The organism is Nocardioides sp. Root151, from assembly GCF_001427925.1.
Taxonomy (GTDB): Bacteria; Actinomycetota; Actinomycetes; order Propionibacteriales; family Nocardioidaceae; genus Nocardioides.
Genome location: NZ_LMGG01000004.1, coordinates 290,297 through 307,060, shown reverse-complemented (window position 1 = coordinate 307,060; position 16,764 = coordinate 290,297). Strand labels below are relative to the sequence as shown.

The following is a 16,764-nucleotide window of genomic DNA, read 5'->3' as shown; positions in this document are numbered from 1 at the left end:
CTCTCACGCGTCCTGGTCGCGCGTGGGGTCCGTGGCGAAGCGCACGCTCACGGCGGCACCGTGGCCCGGGAGGTCTTCGGCCGAGGCGAGGGTGACCACGTGGTCGGCCACCTCGGCCAGCGCGTCGCGCGAGTAGTCGACGACGTGCACCGCCTTGAGGAACGCGCGCACGGACAGGCCCGAGGAGTGGCAGGCACAGCCCGCAGTAGGCAGCACGTGGTTGGACCCCGCGCAGTAGTCGCCCAGCGAGACGGGTGCGTAGGACCCGACGAAGATCGCACCGGCGTTGAAGACACGGGCCGCCAGCGCGGCCGCGTCAGCGGTCTGGATCTCGAGGTGCTCGGCCGCGTAGGCGTTGACCACCTCGAGGCCCTGCTCGAGGTCGTCGACCAGCACGATGCCGGACTGCTGTCCGGCCAGCGAGGTGCGGATCCGCTCGACGTGGCGCGTGACCGAGACCTGCTTGTCGAGCTCAGCGAGCACGTCGTCGGCCAGTCGCTCGGACGGGGTGACCAGCACCGCTGCGGCCAGCGGATCGTGCTCCGCCTGGCTGATCAGGTCGGCCGCGACGAAAGACGCCTCGGCGGTGTCGTCGGCGAGTACGGCGATCTCGGTGGGGCCGGCCTCGGCGTCGATGCCGACGATGCCCTTGAGGAGCCGCTTGGCGGAGACCGTGTAGATGTTGCCCGGCCCGGTCACCAGGTCGACCCTGCGGCACGGGCCGGCGCCGTGGGCGAACATGGCGATCGCCTGGGCACCGCCGACGGCGTACACCTCGTCGATGCCGAGCAGCGCGCACGCGGCGAGGATCGTCGGGTGCGGCAGTCCGTCGTGGTCCTTCTGGGGTGAGGAGGTCAGGGCGATCGACGCGACCCCGGCCACCTGGGCGGGAACGACGTTCATGATCACCGACGAGACCAGGGGCGCGAGACCGCCGGGCACGTAGAGGCCGACGCGCTGCACCGGCACCATGCGGTGGGTGACCGTGGCGCCGTTGCCCAGCTCGGTCACGACGTCGTGCTCGAGCTCGGCCTCGCAAGTGAGCCGCAGCCGGCGGATCGACTCCTCGAGCCCGGCCCGGATCGCCGGGTCGAGCGCCGCCAGCGCCTCGGAGAGCGCCTCGGGCGGCACGACGATGTCGGTCTGCTCGACGCCGTCGAACTTGAGCGAGTAGTCGGTGATCGCTGCGACACCACGGTCGCGGACGTCGTCGCAGATCGGCCGGACCACATGCAGCGCGGCCTCCACGTCGAACTCGGCCCGCGGAACTGCGGTCCGGTAGTCGACGGGCTCGGTGCGGCCACGGAGGTCGATACGGCGGATCATGCGGCCAAGTCTAGTTGTCACGCTGGTTCCCACCGAACCGGTTTCGGTGGGCGACACCGTTCACCCGGCGGGGCGGAGCGTCACCGGGACCGGCAGGTGGTCGGAGAGTTCCGACGGCACGGCACGTGGAGTGTCCGCCACCAGGTCGACGGTGGCGAAGACGTGGTCGATCTGCTCGTCGGGGTCATCGGCCGGCGAGGTCAGCACCGGACGTTCCTCCCCGAGTGCGTCGCGCAGCCCGCTGTGGAGCAGCGCCTGCCACGACGGGTCGCCTGGCTGCAGGTTGAAGTCGCCCGCCACGATCACCGGGTTCCCGGCCTTCGCACGCTCGACGGCGAACCGGGCGATGTCACGGGCCTGCTCCAGGGACCCGTCACCGTCGCTGTCGTGCGGCTGCACGTGCGTGGAGATCACGTCGTACGCCAGCCCGTCGAGGGTCACCGTGACCGCCAGGGCCTGCGCGCCCGTCACCGCGTCGTACGACGGCAGCGGGTGCGCGTCAACACCGGACACCGGCAGGTCGGTGAGCACTGCGTCGCCCCACACCGGGTCGGCTGCCGGGCCGAAGTACGCGTCCATGCCGAGCAGGCGGGCCAGGATCGCCAACTGGTCCTGCCCGCCGTTGAGCAGCCAGGCGCGGTCGATCTCGCTGAGCAGCACGACGTCGGGGTGCAGGTCGGCGATCAGCTCGGCCACCTTGCGTGGTTCGAAGGTGCCGTCCATGCCGTAGCCCATCCGAAGGTTCCACGCCACGACGCGCAGCCCCTCGTGGTCGTCGCTGGTCGCCTCGACCTGCGACACGGTCGCGCGCGGCCCCAGACCCGCGGCGAATACGGCGACGAGACCGATGGCCACCAGCACTCCCCCGGTGCGACCGACAGCGAGCCGGAGGCCGGGCCCGGGTGCGGGCCCCTGCGAACGCAGCGTGACGCGCACCGCGGCCGCAGCCAGCGCAGCCGCCAGCAGGACGAGCAGCAGATCGGCCCGGTAGCCGAGGTCGTAGCCGGCGTAGTAGGCGAAGAACAGGGCGACCCACAGCACCGCTCCGCCGGCCGCGGTGAACACCGGTGCGACCTCACTGCCAGCAGGCGGCGACTCCGCCAGCGCGCCCAGCACCACGACCAGGGCGGGCATCCCGAGCACGAACGCAGGCAGCGTCCACAACGAAGACGCGTCGGGCATCATCACCGCCGCCGTCGCACCGGTCAGGACGACGCCGGCACCCAGCGTGAGCCCACGCGGGGGTCGATCGATGCGAACGAGCACGAGCGCGGCCACTGCGCCCACCACGACCAGCACCGGCCCCCAGCCCTGATCGGTCGATGACGCTCGTGCCGGGTTCGCGGCCCACGTGCCGGCCAGGAGGTACGTCGGCAGCAGGGCGAAGGCAAGCATGCGTGGGGCGGACCGCGGCTCCGGCTGCCCCGGCAGGACCACCACGACGAGGACCACCTGCACGAGCAACAGGCCCCACCCCCAGACGTCGTCACGCCACACCGCACCCCAGGAGCCGAGGGCGGCGTGCGTGGTCGCGGCCAACGCCAGCCCGGCGGCGTACCCCTCGACGACCGCGTCGCCGAGGACCCGGGTGGCCAGGCAGCACCAGGCAACCGCGCAGGCAACGCCGACCGACGCGCACCACAGCTGGGGCTGACCACCGCCGACGACCTGCAGGGCCACCCGGCTGAGGAGGACACAGACCAGCATGATCGCGGCCATGGTGCGCTCGGGCACCGCCGCGAACCGGACCACGAGCAGCGGGAGGCACCCGGCCACGACCACGGCCAGGGCGAACGCACCCATCAGCTCGGCCGGCGTCGAGGCGGCCTGCCCGAAGATCGTGATCAATGACGGTGTCCACACCCGGAGCACGTCGACGAGCAGCCAGACGCCGACCGCCACGCACAGCACTCGTCTCATCCGACCTCCTCGTCGAGGACATCCTGCCCGCATCCGGAGCAAGCCGATAGTGTGAAGGAATGACCGCGACGATGCCGCTGTTCCCGCTGAACACGGTGCTGTTCCCGGGCCTCTCGGTGCCGTTGCGGGTCTTCGAGGACCGCTACCGCGCACTGGTCCACGAGCTGCTGCGCATCGACGACCCGAAGGAGCGGCTGTTCGGGTCGGTGGCTATCCGGGAGGGCTACGAGGTCGGCGATCGCGGCGGCCAGTCCCTTCACCGCATCGGTTGCGTGCTGCAGCTGACCGAGGTCCAGTCCCACAAGGACGGCACCTTCGACATCGTCGCGGTCGGCCGCGGGCGACTCCGGCTGGAGTCCCTCGAGACCGGCGGCGAGTTCCTGGCCGGCCATGTCGCGCTCCTCGACGAGCCCGACGACGACCACGAGGACGCCAACCACACGATCACCGAGCTGGCCCGCAACACGTTCGAGGACTACCGCGGGGTGCTGTCGCAGATCCGCGGCGAGGACGTCCTCACCGGCGACCTGCCGCGCGACCCGGCGTACCTCTCCTGGAGCCTGGCCGGCACCTGCCTGCTCACCCTCCGCGATCGCCAGCTGCTGCTCGAGGCCGAGCCGACGACGCTGCGGCTGGCGATGCTCATCGACCTGATGCGCGAGGAGATCTCCGCCATGATCGCCCTCCCCTCCCTGCCCGCCACCGAGGTGGCGCGCACCGGCTGGTCACCGAACTGAGCGCCCGCTGACGATGGCGAAGAGGAAAACAGCGGGTGGTACGCCGGCCACGGTGGCCCTGACCGCCGCCGGCATCGCGTTCACGGTGCACCCCTACACCCACGACCCCCGCGCGGCCAGCTACGGACTCGAGGCCGCGGAGGCACTCGGCGTACCGCCCGAACGAGTCTTCAAGACGCTGCTGGCCACCGCCGACGGGGTGCTGGTCGTCGGCATCGTCCCGGTGACCGCGCAGCTCGACCTCAAGGCGCTGGCCCGCGCGGTCGGCGCCGGCAAGGCGGCGATGGCCGACCAGGCAGTGGCCGAGCGGGCCACCGGCTACGTGGTCGGTGGCATCTCTCCCGTCGGCCAGAAGCGCCCCCACACCACCGTCATCGACGAGTCGGCCCTGGCCCACGAGACCGTCTTCGTGTCCGGTGGCCGGCGTGGCCTCGACCTCGAGCTGACGCCCGCCGACCTGGTCCGGGTGGTCCCGGCCAGCGTGGCGCCCATCGCCCGCTGACCCACGAGCCTGCAGTTCTTGCGCGCCGAAACCGGCAATCCTTGCGGTGCGGAAATCAAGAATTGCCGGTTCGCGCATCAAGAGCACGCGGTTCGCGCATCAAGAACTGCAGGTTGGTGGGGTCACTCGGTGGTGACGGTGAGCAGGGTGTGCACCTCGTCGCCGTCGGTCCAGGAGCTGAAGCCGAAGGCCTCGAGCGGCTCCGCGTTCTCGAGCACCTCGTGCGGCGCCCCCGCGGCCTCGAGCGCCTCGGTGAGCCAGTCTCCGGCGTCGAAGTTGGCATAGAGGATCGCCGAGGCGTCCTCGGCGTGCGGCACGACGGACTTGAAGGTCTTGTCGTCACCGAGGTCGCCCTCTTCGGACACCTTGTCGATGTAGTCCTGGCTCGGGCCGACCACGACGTAGCCGTCCTTGGCGGTGGAGCTGATCACGTCGGAATCGGTGCCGAGCTGGGCACGGATCTTGTCCAGGACCGCCTCGATCTTGTCGGCGTCACCCTTGACCTTCACCGCGACGGAGAGCCCCTCGGGGCCCATGCTCTCGACCTGGTTCGCGTCGAAGTTGCTGTCGAGGGCCACCACGAATGACTCGCCGAGCAGGACCTCGACGTCGTCGGGCACACTCAGGCCGGTCTCGGACTCGAGGTCGGCGATGGCTTCGTCGTACGACATGCCGGACTCGCTCTCGATGAGCGGCTTGAGCTGCTCGAGGAGTACGTCGCCCCAGCCGTCCTCGAACCCGGCACCGAGTGCCACCGCCGTGCTGGCCGGCAGGGTGGAGAGCGTGTCGTCGCCGCGGTCGCCGCTGATCATCTTGCTGGTCGAGGTGTTCAGCTGGCCGGTGGCGAACTCGACCTCGAGGTTGCCGTCGTCGAAGCGCACGGTGCCGGCGCCACCCTCGAAGTCCTTGAGAGCGGCGGTGAACTCGTCGGGGACCTCCTCGGTCGTCCCCTCGTCGTCGGGTCCTTCACCGGTGCCTTGGTCGGATGTCATGGCCTGGCTCGCTCCGAAGAGCTCGTCGGCATGCTCGGCCAGCGCGTCACCGCCCTCGGCGGAGGCGTAGAAGTTCATCACCCCGGGGTCGCCGGCGGCCTTGGTCCACTTCTTGTAGTCGCCGTCCTCGTCGAGGCTGGCGTCCTTGGCGTCGGAGACGACCTTCTCGGCGATCTTCTCGGTCTCGGCCAGGATCACCCAGTCGCCGTTGAAGGCGTAGCCGCCGATGTCCTCGCTCTCACCGGTCATCTCGTTGCCGCAGTTGACCAGCTTGTTCAGGCCGTCCTCGGCCTCGTCCTGGTCCTTGACCTGCACCACGAACACCGGGTCGGGGTATTCGTGACCCTGGTCGACGACCGCCAGGGCGGCCCGGTCACCGAGCCACGGCTCGATGTCGTCCTTGTAGTCGAGCTCCTTGCAGGCCCCGGAGTTCTGGATCTCCTCGAAGATCTTCTTGCGTACGTCGTCATCGGTGTCGAGGCCGACGTTCTCCTTGAACGCGGGGAACTTGCGCAGCGCCTTGAGCGCCTCGATCTTCTGCTCGCCCGACGGGTCGAGGTCGACGGAGATGTAGGCCAGCGTGTCGTCGGGGAGCGCCTCGGCCGGCTGCGGGCCCTGCGACATGAACGCCTGCCAGGCCCAGACCCCGCCCCCGGCGAGGACGGCGGCACCGGCGACCAGGCCGATCACCAGGCCCTTGCGCCCGCGCTTGCCGGACGGCGGTCCCGGCGGCACGGGTGCGCCCGAGCCGGTGCTCATCTGCTCGTAGACCGGGCCGGCCCCCTGCTGCGGGGGCTGCTGGCCGTAGGGCTGGTTCGACGGATAGCGGCCGGGCTGACCGGCGTACGGCGGCTGGCCCTGGCCGTAGGACGGCCCTGGCTGCTGGCCGCCGAAGCCCGGCTGGCCGTACGGGTCCTGGCTCGGGTCCGGTCGCCCACCGGTGGGAAACTCAGAAGTCACGTGACTCCCCCATCTTCTCGTCTGGCATCACGTCGAATCAGACGGTGACCCTACCCGCTTGGTTCCGTTTCACGCCTGCGATTGAAACAAGTCAGGACGACCACCGAGCCGAGCAGCGCACCACCCGGGCAGGACACCAGCACCGGCAGCCACGACGCGTGCAGGTCACCGGTCACCGGATCCCAGTCCTTGGTGTGCTTCGCGGCCTCGACGGCGGAGTCGGGACCGAGGGCCTGGCCGACCGCCAGCAGCACCACGCCGCCCAGCAGCGCGCCCACGACCACCGAGCCGAGGGTGACCAGCTCGTCGCGCTCGAAGACGAAGCTGACCACGATCCCGATGACCAGGCCGAGGCCGGCAGCGATCGCGACATAGAGACCGGTGCCGCGGAAGTCGGCGTCGTCCTCGAAGTGCGGGACACCCTCGAGCGCGAAGCCCTTGGGGGCCGGCGCCCACAGGTGGTGCCAGAACCAGCCGCCGACGGCGCCGGCGACGACGAAGACGGCCACGATCACCAGGGCGTCCCGGATCAGGGCCTTGCGCTCACTGGCCAAGGCAACCCGGCCCGAGGAGCTGCTTGAGGTCGGCGAACAACGCGGAGTTGGGAGTGACCCGCAACCGGTCGTCGAGCCGCATCACGGTCGTCGAGGCCCGCGCCAGCAGCTTGAGCTGCACCTCGGACATGCCGGGGTGGGTGGCCAGCACCTCCTTGAGCTGCTCGACCACGGGTGCGGTGCAGCGGGTCGCCGGCAGGCTGATCACCACGGGCCCGCTGGGGCCGTCGCTCAGGTCGGGGAGCGTGACCTCCTGACCGTGGATCTCGGGCTGGTCCTTCTGCCGCGACAGTCGCCCCTTGACGGTGATGATCGCGTCTTCGGTGAGGTACGTCGAGGCGAGCTGGTAGGAGCTCGGGAAGAGCAGCACGTCGATGGCGCCGTCGAGGTCCTCGAGGGTGACCATCGCCCAGGTGTCGCCACGCTTGGTGATCTTGCGCTGCACCGAGGTGATCAGGCCGGACACCGTGATCGGCGACCCGTCCTGACGCTCCTCGTCGAGCATCAGCTGACCGATCGTGCAGTCGGTGCCCTGGGAGAGCACGTGCTCGAGGCCGAGCAGCGGGTGGTCGGAGACGTAGAGGCCCAGCATGTCCCGCTCGTGACTGAGCAGCGTCATCTTGTCCCAGTCGTCGATGTCGGGGATCGTCACCGAGATGCCGAACCCGCCGCCGGCGTCGTCGTCGAGGCCCCCGAAGAGGGAGTCCTGCCCGATCGCCTCGTTGCGCTTGATGTCGACGTACTGGTCGACGGCGGTCTCGTGGATCGCGACCAGTGCGCGCCGCTTGTGCTTCATCTCGTCGAACGCGCCGGCCTTGACCAGCGACTCGATGACCCGCTTGTTGCAGACCAGCGCCGGGACCTTCTCCATGAAGTCGTTGAAGTCGGTGTAGCGGCCCTTCTCCTCGCGGCCCGCCACGATGCCGTCGACCACGTTGTTGCCGACGTTGCGGACTGCGGTCAGGCCGAAGCGGATGTCGTTGCCGACCGGGGTGAAGTTGGAGGCGGACTCGTTGACGTCGGGCGGCAGTACCTGGATCTTCATCCGCCGGCACTCGTTGAGGTAGATCGCCATCTTGTCCTTGTCGTCCTTGACGGACGTCAGGAGGGCGGCCATGTATTCGGCCGGGTAGTTCGCCTTGAGGAACGCGGTGTAGTAGGAGACGACGCCGTACGCCGCCGAGTGGGCCTTGTTGAACGCGTAGTCGGAGAACGGCAGCAGGGTGTCCCACAGGGCCTTGATCGCCCCGTGGCTGTAGCCGCGCTCGGTCATGCCCGCGGAGAAGCCGGCGAACTGCTTGTCCAGCTCCTCCTTCTTCTTCTTGCCCATCGCCCGGCGGAGGATGTCGGCCTGGCCCAGCGTGTAGCCCGCGAGCTTCTGGGCGATCGCCATGACCTGCTCCTGATAGACGATCAGGCCGTAGGTCTCGCCGAGCACGTCCTCGAGGGCCTCGGCCAGCTCGGGGTGGAGCGCCTCGACCGGCTCGCGGCCGGTCTTGCGGCGGGCGTACTTGTTGTGGGAGTCGGCACCCATCGGGCCGGGGCGGTAGAGCGCGCCCACGGCCGAGATGTCCTCGAACGTGTCGGGTCGCATGGACCGCAGGAGGGCGCGCATCGGCCCGCCGTCGAGCTGGAAGACGCCGAGGGTGTCGCCGCGCTGGAGCAGCTCGTAGGTGGCCGGGTCGGTCAGCTCGAGGTCTTCGAGCACGACGTCCTCGTCGCGGTTGGCCTTGATGTTCTTGACGCAGTCGTCGAGGACCGTGAGGTTGCGCAACCCCAGGAAGTCCATCTTGATCAGACCCAGCGCCTCGCATGTCGGGTAGTCGAACTGGGTGATCATCGCGCCGTCGGCGGGGCGCTTGAGCATCGGGATGATGTCGAGGAGGGGTTCGCTCGACATGATCACACCGGCCGCGTGCACGCCCCACTGCCGCTTCAGACCCTCGATGCCGATGGCCGTGTCGACGACCGTCTTGACGTCGTTGTCGCCGTCGTAGAGTGCGCGGAACTCGCCGCCCTCGCCGTAGCGCTTGTGGTCGGGCTTGAAGATGTCCTGGAGCGGGACGTCCTTGCCCATCACCGCGGCCGGCATGGCCTTGGTGATGCGGTCGCCCATCGCGAACGGGTAGCCGAGGATGCGTGAGGAGTCCTTGACGGCCTGCTTCGCCTTGATGGTGCCGTAGGTGATGATGTAGGAGACCCGGTCGTCGCCGTACTTCTCGGTGACGTACTTGATCACCTCACCGCGACGACGTTCGTCGAAGTCGATGTCGAAGTCGGGCATCGAGACGCGGTCGGGGTTGAGGAAGCGCTCGAAGATCAGGCCGTGCTTGAGCGGGTCGAGGTCGGTGATGCGCATCGCGTAGGCGACCATCGAGCCGGCACCCGAGCCACGGCCCGGACCGACCCGGATGCCGTTGTCCTTGGCCCAGTTGATGAAGTCGGCGACGACGAGGAAGTAGCCCGGGAACCCCATCTGGGTGATGACGCCGAGCTCGAACTCGGCCTGCTTGCGGACGTCGTCGGGGATGCCGTTGGGGTAGCGGAACTGCAGGCCGGTCTCGACCTCCTTGACCAGCCAGGAGTCCTCGTTCTCTCCGGGCGGGCAGGGGAAGCGCGGCATGAACGTGCCGTTGCCCTCGGTGAACTCGACGTTGCACCGCTCGGCGATCAGCAGGGTGTTGTCGCAGGCCTCACGGAGTTGGTACTTGCCCTCCCAGAGCTCGCGCATCTCGGCCGGGGACTTGATGTAGTAGCCGTCGCCGCTGAACGCGAAGCGCTGGCCCGGGCCGTCGCCGGCCGGGATGGTCATCGTGGACCCGGAGTTGATGCAGAGCAGGTGCTCCTGGCTCTTCGCGTCTTCCTTGCGCACGTAGTGGGAGTCGTTGGTGGCCAGCAGCGGGATCTGGAGGTCCTTGGCCAGCTTGAGCAGCCCGTCGCGGACGCGGTTCTCGATGGAGAGGCCGTGGTCCATCAGCTCGAGGAAGTAGTTCTCCTTGCCGAGGATGTCCTGGAACTCCCCGGCGACCTTGCGGGCCTCGTCGTACTTGCCGTAGCGCAGGTGCACCTGCACCTCGCCGGACGGACAGCCGGTCGTGCCGATCAGGCCCTTGCCGTGCTGCTGCAGGAGCTCGCGGTCGGCGCGCGGCTGCTTGAAGAACCCGTCGCGCCACGAGCCGGTGGAGAGCCGGAAGAGGTTGTGCATGCCCTCGGTGGTCTCGGAGAGCAGCGTCATGTGCGTGTAGGCACCGCGCGCCGAGACGTCGTCGGAGCCGCCGTCGTAGAAGTTGATGCCCTTGCGCTCGAAGCGCGAGATGTTGGGGGTGAAGTAGGCCTCCATGCCGATGATCGGCTTGACCCCGGCGGCCTTGGCCTTGCGGTAGAAGTCGTAGGCGCCGTAGACGTTGCCGTGGTCGGTCATCGCGATCGCCGGCATACCGAGCTCGGCGGTCCGCTCCGCCATGTCACCGAGTCGCGCGGCTCCGTCGAGCATGGAGTACTCGGTGTGCACGTGCAGGTGCACGAAGGAGTCGGACGTCATCGGTGGAGCGTCTCCCAACAGTCAGCAATGGGCAGGGTCGAACGGGCCGAGGCAGCAGCCCGGCGGCGATCACGGCGCCTCTTCACAGAGCTTGTTCACAGCATCTGTTCGAGGGCCGGGGGAAGGACGCCAGACTACGTGACCCGTTGAAGGCATTCTGACAGGGCGCACGGACAGTCGCTGATTGCGCGGACTCAGCCGCGGGATCGCTCGTGCGCGTCCAGGGACTCGGTGATGATCGAGTCCACGATCCGGGCCACCCGGTCCACCCCGAGTGCGGGTGCCTGCAGGGCCACGGCCTCGGCGATCGCATGCTCGCGCACAGGGTCGCGTCCGGCTGCCCCACCGACCGGCTTGTGGTCCTGGACGGCGGAGGTCAGCGCCGCCTGGCGGGCCAGCAGCAGGCCCAGGTCGTGGTCGACCTCATCGATCTGGCGCCTCAGGAAGTCGAGCGGATCGTTGCCCAACCAGGCCATGCGCAGGTCCGGCGAGCGCTCCTCGTTCGCCGATCCGTCCGTGCCCTCCAGCTCCACCAGGCCGTGCCGGCGGTAGAACGCGCGGGCCGGCTCGTTGCTCTCGAAGACCCACAGCGCGAACCCGTCGGGCCGCAGGCCCTTGGCCACGTCGAGGAGGGCGGTGCCGACACCGGAGCGCTGTGTCCCCGGGTCGACGTACAACGAGTCGAGCCAGGTGGGGGTCAGGGTGCTGAACCCGAGGAGCTCGTCCTGCTCGGCCACCCACACGTCGCGTTCGGAGAGGTCCCATCCGGTGACCCAGGCGACGACCGAGTCGGCACTGTGCACGATCGGGGGCATGGCCGGCACCGCTGCCTCGCGCACCCGGAGGTACAGCTGCGCGATGTCGGGCAGGTCGTCGCCGGTCGCCGGCCTCAGGGTGAGCTCGGAGGACATGCGTCCATCCTCGCAGGGTCGGCAGCGCCGGTCCGGAGCACGGTCACTGGTCGAACTGGTCACTGATGAAGGCGGTCACACCGCGACGAGGGCCAGGTAGGCCAACCCGAGGACGCCCCGGTAGCCCCCGTAGTACGCCGCGCGCTGGGCCGCCGCCTGCTCGCGTACGCCGGCCGCGTCGGGATGGTCGGCGGGATGCGTGGCCAGCCAGCGGGCGTAGCAGGCCGAGTAGCCGGACTCGAACTCGTCGAACTCGTCCTGGTTCGCCTCGTGGACCTGCACGGGCATGAAGCCCTCCTCGACCGCGATCTCGAGCAGGTCGCCCAGCTTCACGAACTCGTCGAGGCGACCCGCGAGCGGAGCGATCGCCGCCTCGGTGGGTGTGGTGGACCAGATGCCCTCGCCGTACACCGCGCGCCCACCCGGCTCCAGCAGCGCACGCAGGGCCCGCAGCGCCGATCGGTGGTCGAGGGGCTGGTCTTCCTCGACAGGCGGTCCCCAGATCTGGCTCGCGCCGATGCAGATCACCGCGTCGGCGCGCGGCGGCAGGGCCTTCTTCGCGTCGCCGGCCACCAGCTCGACGCGGTCGGCCAGCCCGCGCTTCGCGGCGAGCTCGACACCGTGAGCGATCGAGGCGGCGTCGAGGTCGACGCCGATGCCGTTGGCACCTGGAGCCGCCTCCAGGGTGCGCAGCAGGAGCTCGGCCCAGCCGCAGCCGATGTCGGCGACAGTGCCGTCGAGGCCGGCGGCGAGGAAGGCCACCAGGCGCTCGGCTCGCTCCTCCGAGAGGGCGGTCAGGAAGGTCAGGTCAACGTGGGGTGCATCGAGTTCGAGAGTCATCGCCGCGCACTGTGCCACCCGGCGTGCGGGTGCGTCACCGGGTTTTGTCGTGCCCGAGGACTCAGTGTGCGCCCCGGATGACCTCGAGCGCGGCGGCCAGGTCGTCGGGGTACTCGGACTCGTAGGTCACGTAGTCGCCGGACTCCGGGTGCTCGAAGCCGAGCTTGACGGCGTGCAGCCACTGGCGTTCGAGACCCACACGCTTGGCGAGCACCGGGTCCGCCCCGTAGGTGATGTCGCCGACGCAGGGGTGCTTGAGCGCCGACATGTGCACCCGGATCTGGTGGGTGCGGCCGGTCTCGAGGTGGATCTCCATCAGGCTGGCGAAGCGGTGCGCCTCGAGGAGCTCGTAGTGGGTGACGCTGTGCTTGCCGTCGGCCATCACCGCGAACTTCCAGTCGGACTTCGGGTGCCGTCCGATGGGTGCGTCGATGGTGCCGGTCAGTGGATCGGGGTGGCCCTGCACCAGCGCGTGGTACGTCTTGTCGACCGTACGGCGGCGGAAGGCGTTCTTGAGCACCGAGTAGGCGTGCTCCGACTTGCAGATCACCATGACCCCCGACGTACCGACGTCGAGGCGCTGCACGATGCCCTGGCGTTCGGACGCGCCACTGGTGGCGATCCGGTAGCCGGCGCCGGCCAGGTGGCCGACCACCGTCGGGCCCGACCAGCCGGGGCTCGGGTGCACGGCCACTCCGACGGGCTTGTCGATCACCACGATGGCGTCGTCGTCGTGGATGATCTTGATGCCCTCGACGATCTCGGCCTTGATCTGGAGAGGGTCCGCACGCCGGGGGAAGGTCACGTCGAGCATGGCGCCCGGGTGGACCCGATCGGACTTGCCGACCTCGCCGCCGTCGACCTGCACGTTGCCCTCGAAGATCAGCTCGGCGGCGCGGGTGCGCGAGACGCCGAACATGCGCGCGATGGCGGTGTCGACGCGTTCGCCGGCCAGGCCCTCGGGGACCAGGACAGTGCGGTGCTCAGTCATGCGTGGTTCCGTCGAGGCGTCGGCCGCGGATGGACATCACGATGATGGTGAGCGCAGCGAGGTTGATCAGGATGTCGGCGACGTTGAAGATCGGCCAGTGCGGCAGCTCGAGGAAGTCGATGACGTGCCCGCGCATGACGCCGGGGTCGCGGGTCAGCCGGTCGGCCAGGTTGCCGCCCACGCCGGCGAGCAGGAAGCCGAACCCGAGCGCCCAGCCGGTGCTGCGCACCCGGAACGAGAGGAACACGACGACGCACACGGCAAGCATCGCGAAGACGGTCAGCGCCTCGGTGAACGCCGTACCGGTGCTGAACGCGGCGCCGGGGTTGCGGGTCAGCCGGAAGCCGAAGAGGTCACCGACCACGTCGACGCGGCCACGACCCTCCAGCGACTCGAGCGCCCAGTTCTTGCTGAGCAGATCGGCCAGGAAACCGATGAGGCCGACGCCCCAGAAGATCTGCAGGGAGCGGGTACGACGGGAGTGGTCGACTGTTCCGGAGACCGGTGTATCGCTGGTGTTCAGCGACGTTCCTCGCGCTGCTTGCATGACATGCACAGTGTCGCACGCGGGAAGGCCATCAGCCTCATCTTGCCGATGGGGTTGCCGCACGACTCACAGACGCCGTAGGTGCCGTCGTCAATGCGTCCCAGGGCCCGCTCGATCTGGGCCAGCATCTCGCGGGCGTTGGCGACGACAGTCAGCTCGTGGTCGCGCTCGAAGCTGGTGGCGCCCATGTCGGCCTGGTCGTGGCCGGCACCGTCGCCGGCGTCCCTCATCAGGCCGGCCAGCTCCTCCTCCTGCTCGCGCAGCTCCTCGCGCAGACGGTCGGCGTGCTCGTTGAGGTCGGTGAGGACCTCGTTGAGCTCGGCCTTGGTCCAGGCGGTCTCGTCGTCGCGCACGGCCAGTGCCGAGCGACCCTTCGCCGCGGCTGCCTTCTTGGCGGGGCGCTTCTGGGCCGGCACGGTCTTCTTCGCAGTCGTTGACGTGGCTGCAGCCACCTTCTTCACGGGCTCCGCCTTCTTGGTCGTGGTCTTCGAGGTCGTGGTCTTCTTGGCAGGCGCCTTGGTGGCGGCAGCAGTCTTCTTGGCCGGCCCCTTCTTTGCAGGCGCCTTCTTGGCAGGTGCCGGCGTCGCGGGGGCCTTCTTGGCAGCAGTCTTCTTGGTCGGCGCCTTCTTCGCAGCAGAATGCGCAGCCGCGGTCTTCTTCGCAGCGCTCTTCTTGGCCGGGGCCTTCTTGGCAGGCGCCTTGACCGCGGGAGCGCTCTTCTTGGCGGCGGCCTTCTTGGCGGGCGCCTTCACGGCCTTCTTCGCCGCGGGAGCCTTGCTGGCGGCGGCCTTCTTGGCGGGCGCCTTCACGGCCTTCTTCGCAGCCGGAGCCTTCTTCGCGGTGGGCTTGGAGGAAGCCTTCTTGGCCGGCGCGGACTTCTTGGCGGGCTCAGCGGTGGCCGAGGCGCCCTTGGGCTTGCGGGAGATGACCTTCTTCGCGGCAGCCGCAGCGGATCCTGCCAACGACCTTCTCGTGCTGCGTGCCATGGGTGGGCCTCCTCAGGCCTAGCCGATGTGGTGGGAGCCACAGTCAAGTGGTCGGAGGGTAGTCCACTCGGTGAGCACTACTCAAACCTGCCACGCACAGTGGGTACCGGCGGAAGTTTGTCGGCCACTCGAAGAACTTCCGGCGGTGCCCACATGGAGACACCAACGGCCGGATCCCGAGGGATCCAGCCGTTGGAGAGTTCTTCGCTAGCGGGGACTCAGCCCTCGTCCTCGCCGAGGATCGAGCGGAGCCGCTTGGGGGCCTGGGCCGGCGTGTCGCCGGCCGGCTGGCCACCCTCAGGAGCCGAGTCGAGGGACTCGAGCTGCTGGGTGAAGTAGCTCTTGAGGCGGGAGCGGTACTCGCGCTCGAAGGAGCGCAGGTTCTCCACCTCGGTGTTGAGCTTGTCGCGCTCCTTCTCCAGGTCACCGAACATCTGCTGGCGACGCTCGGCGGTCTCGGAGTCGAGCATCTGCGAGCGGCTGCGCGCGTCGGACTCGAGACGGTCGGACTTGACCTTCGACTCCGACTCGAGGCGCTCGGCCTTGGTACGTGCCTCGCCGACGATCTTGTCTGCTTCGTTCTTGGCGTCCTCGACGAGCTCGTCCGCATTGCGCGTGGCGATCTCGAGAAGTCGCGCAGCGGCGTTGGAAGCCTGCGCAACCGTCTCGACCCGGATCGTCTCGGGCGCGGCAGCGGCAGCAACCGGAGCAGCTGCGGGAACCGGGGTCGGCTCCGGCTTCGGCTCGGGCTTCTTCTCCTCGACGGGAGCCGGCGGCGCGGCGACAGCGACGGGGGCACCGGACTGGGCCGCGGAGAGCTTCGACCGCAGGTCGTCGTTCTCCTTGGTGAGGCGAGCGAGCTCTGCCTCCACCTCGTCGAGGAACTGGTCGACTTCACCCATGTCGTAGCCCTCGCGGAGCCGGACAGGAGTAAAGCGCTTGTTGCTCACGTCCTCAGGCGTCAGCGGCATGCTCTCACCCATTCGTTCTAGTCAACGGAAAGTCTGTCTGTCGAACAATAGCGCTTGGGGCGCAAGTTCAGTTAGGCGCCCAATTTGCACGGGCAGCCCTGTCGGAACCGTTGGGGAACCTCAACCCGAGAGGAACACCATCTGGTTCAGACGTAGAAGAAGGTACGTGCCCACGAGCACCAGAAGGAAACTGAGATCGAGTGCGACGCTGCCCAGGCGCAGCGGTGGAATGACGCGCCGCAGTGCCTTGATGGGCGGATCAGTGATGCTGTAGACGACCTCGAGGAAGACCAGCAAGGGCCCTCGCGGAGACCAGGAACGAGCGAAGACCTGCACCCAGTCGAAGACGAAACGGATCCACAAAAGGGCGAGGAAGAACCAGAGGATCGCCTCGAGGATGTAGCCGATGGTGCGCATGTATTCAGGTCAGCTCTGTGTCAGTTCGGCACGGATGTGAGGTCGGCTCCAGCCCCGGTCAGCTCTGGTTGAAGAATCCGCCCTCGGCAATGCGTTCCTTGTCTTCTGCCGCAACGGTGACGTTGGGCGGTGAGAGAAGGAACACCTTGCTGGTCACGCGCTCGATGGTGCCACGGGTGGCAAACACCAGGCCTGCAGCGAAGTCGACCAGGCGCTTGGCGTCGGTGTCGTCCATCTCGGAGAGGTTCATGATCACCGGCACGCCGTCGCGGAAGTTCTCACCGATGGTGCGCGCCTCGTTGTAGGTGCGCGGGTGGAGGGTGGTGATTCGGGACAACTCTGCGACAACTCCTGCTGTGGGAACCGCCTGCGGGCGGCGGCGCTCGGAAATGCTGGCCACCGAGGCCGGGCGGGGCTCTTCCCTCGCGGGACGGGTCGGTTCGTCGGCGTACTCGTCGTAGCCTTCTTCGTCGGGGTACCGGCCGGTGTCCTCGAGCAGGCCGAGGTACTCACCGATCTTGCGCATCGCGCCGCTCATGAGTGTTTCCTCCGGAACTCCTGCGCTCCTG

The 16,764-nt window shown here is 68.8% G+C and carries 15 protein-coding genes; 2 read left to right on the top strand and 13 right to left on the bottom strand.

The features are described 5' to 3' along the window. Positions 1 to 3: 3 nt before the first annotated feature. Complete coding sequence (gene hisD, locus ASD66_RS09985) at positions 4 to 1,326, bottom strand: histidinol dehydrogenase (protein WP_056890842.1); 1,323 nt, start codon at positions 1,324 to 1,326, stop codon at positions 4 to 6. 60 nt (positions 1,327 to 1,386) lie between these two features. Then, entirely contained in the window at positions 1,387 to 3,246 is a 1,860-nt protein-coding gene (locus ASD66_RS09980; protein ID WP_156388624.1) for an endonuclease/exonuclease/phosphatase family protein, read from the bottom strand. A gap of 59 nt (positions 3,247 to 3,305) precedes the next feature. Here ASD66_RS09980 and ASD66_RS09975 point away from each other — a divergent pair, with 59 nt between their 5' ends. Both ASD66_RS09975 and ybaK read left to right on the top strand, forming a co-directional pair. Further along, positions 3,306 to 3,983, top strand: a complete 678-nt coding sequence (locus ASD66_RS09975; RefSeq protein WP_056676845.1) for an LON peptidase substrate-binding domain-containing protein — start codon at positions 3,306 to 3,308, stop codon at positions 3,981 to 3,983. Between the two features lie 13 nt (positions 3,984 to 3,996). Next, positions 3,997 to 4,485 (top strand): Cys-tRNA(Pro) deacylase, encoded by a 489-nt coding sequence (ybaK, locus tag ASD66_RS09970; RefSeq protein WP_056676842.1) that lies wholly within the window; start codon positions 3,997 to 3,999, stop codon positions 4,483 to 4,485. A gap of 122 nt (positions 4,486 to 4,607) precedes the next feature. Here ybaK and ASD66_RS09965 read toward each other — a convergent pair whose 3' ends face one another. The 11 genes from ASD66_RS09965 to ASD66_RS09910 all read right to left on the bottom strand — a co-directional run bounded on the left by ASD66_RS09965 (position 4,608) and on the right by ASD66_RS09910 (position 16,733). Then, positions 4,608 to 6,437, bottom strand: coding sequence for a DUF3352 domain-containing protein (locus ASD66_RS09965; protein ID WP_056890840.1), 1,830 nt, complete (start codon positions 6,435 to 6,437; stop codon positions 4,608 to 4,610). A gap of 50 nt (positions 6,438 to 6,487) precedes the next feature. Continuing rightward, positions 6,488 to 6,991 carry a hypothetical protein gene (locus ASD66_RS09960; protein ID WP_056890839.1) on the bottom strand — a complete coding sequence of 168 codons (504 nt, stop codon included), beginning with the start codon at positions 6,989 to 6,991 and terminating at the stop codon, positions 6,488 to 6,490. Continuing rightward, a complete protein-coding gene (gene dnaE / locus ASD66_RS09955) occupies positions 6,981 to 10,532 on the bottom strand; it encodes a DNA polymerase III subunit alpha (protein ID WP_056676834.1) in 3,552 nt (1,183 codons plus the stop codon). Before dnaE ends, ASD66_RS09960 begins: the two co-directional genes overlap by 11 nt. A gap of 194 nt (positions 10,533 to 10,726) precedes the next feature. Next, the gene (locus ASD66_RS24715) at positions 10,727 to 11,443 is read right to left on the bottom strand and encodes a GNAT family N-acetyltransferase (protein WP_056890838.1); all 717 of its coding nucleotides are present in this window, start codon (positions 11,441 to 11,443) and stop codon (positions 10,727 to 10,729) included. Between the two features lie 75 nt (positions 11,444 to 11,518). Further along, a complete protein-coding gene (locus tag ASD66_RS09945) occupies positions 11,519 to 12,283 on the bottom strand; it encodes an SAM-dependent methyltransferase (protein WP_082563644.1) in 765 nt (254 codons plus the stop codon). Positions 12,284 to 12,344: 61 nt separating this feature from the next. Then, complete coding sequence (locus ASD66_RS09940) at positions 12,345 to 13,274, bottom strand: RluA family pseudouridine synthase (RefSeq protein ID WP_056676825.1); 930 nt, start codon at positions 13,272 to 13,274, stop codon at positions 12,345 to 12,347. Then, entirely contained in the window at positions 13,267 to 13,821 is a 555-nt protein-coding gene (locus ASD66_RS09935) for a signal peptidase II (RefSeq protein ID WP_056676822.1), read from the bottom strand. Before ASD66_RS09935 ends, ASD66_RS09940 begins: the two co-directional genes overlap by 8 nt. Beyond that, positions 13,794 to 14,807, bottom strand: coding sequence for a TraR/DksA family transcriptional regulator (locus ASD66_RS24135; RefSeq protein WP_082563522.1), 1,014 nt, complete (start codon positions 14,805 to 14,807; stop codon positions 13,794 to 13,796). The genes ASD66_RS09935 and ASD66_RS24135 overlap by 28 nt, the downstream gene beginning before the upstream one ends. Positions 14,808 to 15,025: 218 nt before the next feature. Further along, positions 15,026 to 15,790 (bottom strand): DivIVA domain-containing protein, encoded by a 765-nt coding sequence (locus ASD66_RS09920; RefSeq protein ID WP_200949990.1) that lies wholly within the window; start codon positions 15,788 to 15,790, stop codon positions 15,026 to 15,028. Positions 15,791 to 15,898: 108 nt separating this feature from the next. Next, the gene (locus tag ASD66_RS09915) at positions 15,899 to 16,195 is read right to left on the bottom strand and encodes a YggT family protein (protein WP_056676816.1); all 297 of its coding nucleotides are present in this window, start codon (positions 16,193 to 16,195) and stop codon (positions 15,899 to 15,901) included. A gap of 58 nt (positions 16,196 to 16,253) precedes the next feature. Continuing rightward, positions 16,254 to 16,733, bottom strand: a complete 480-nt coding sequence (locus ASD66_RS09910) for a cell division protein SepF (protein ID WP_056676813.1) — start codon at positions 16,731 to 16,733, stop codon at positions 16,254 to 16,256. Between the last annotated feature and the right edge of the window lie 31 nt (positions 16,734 to 16,764).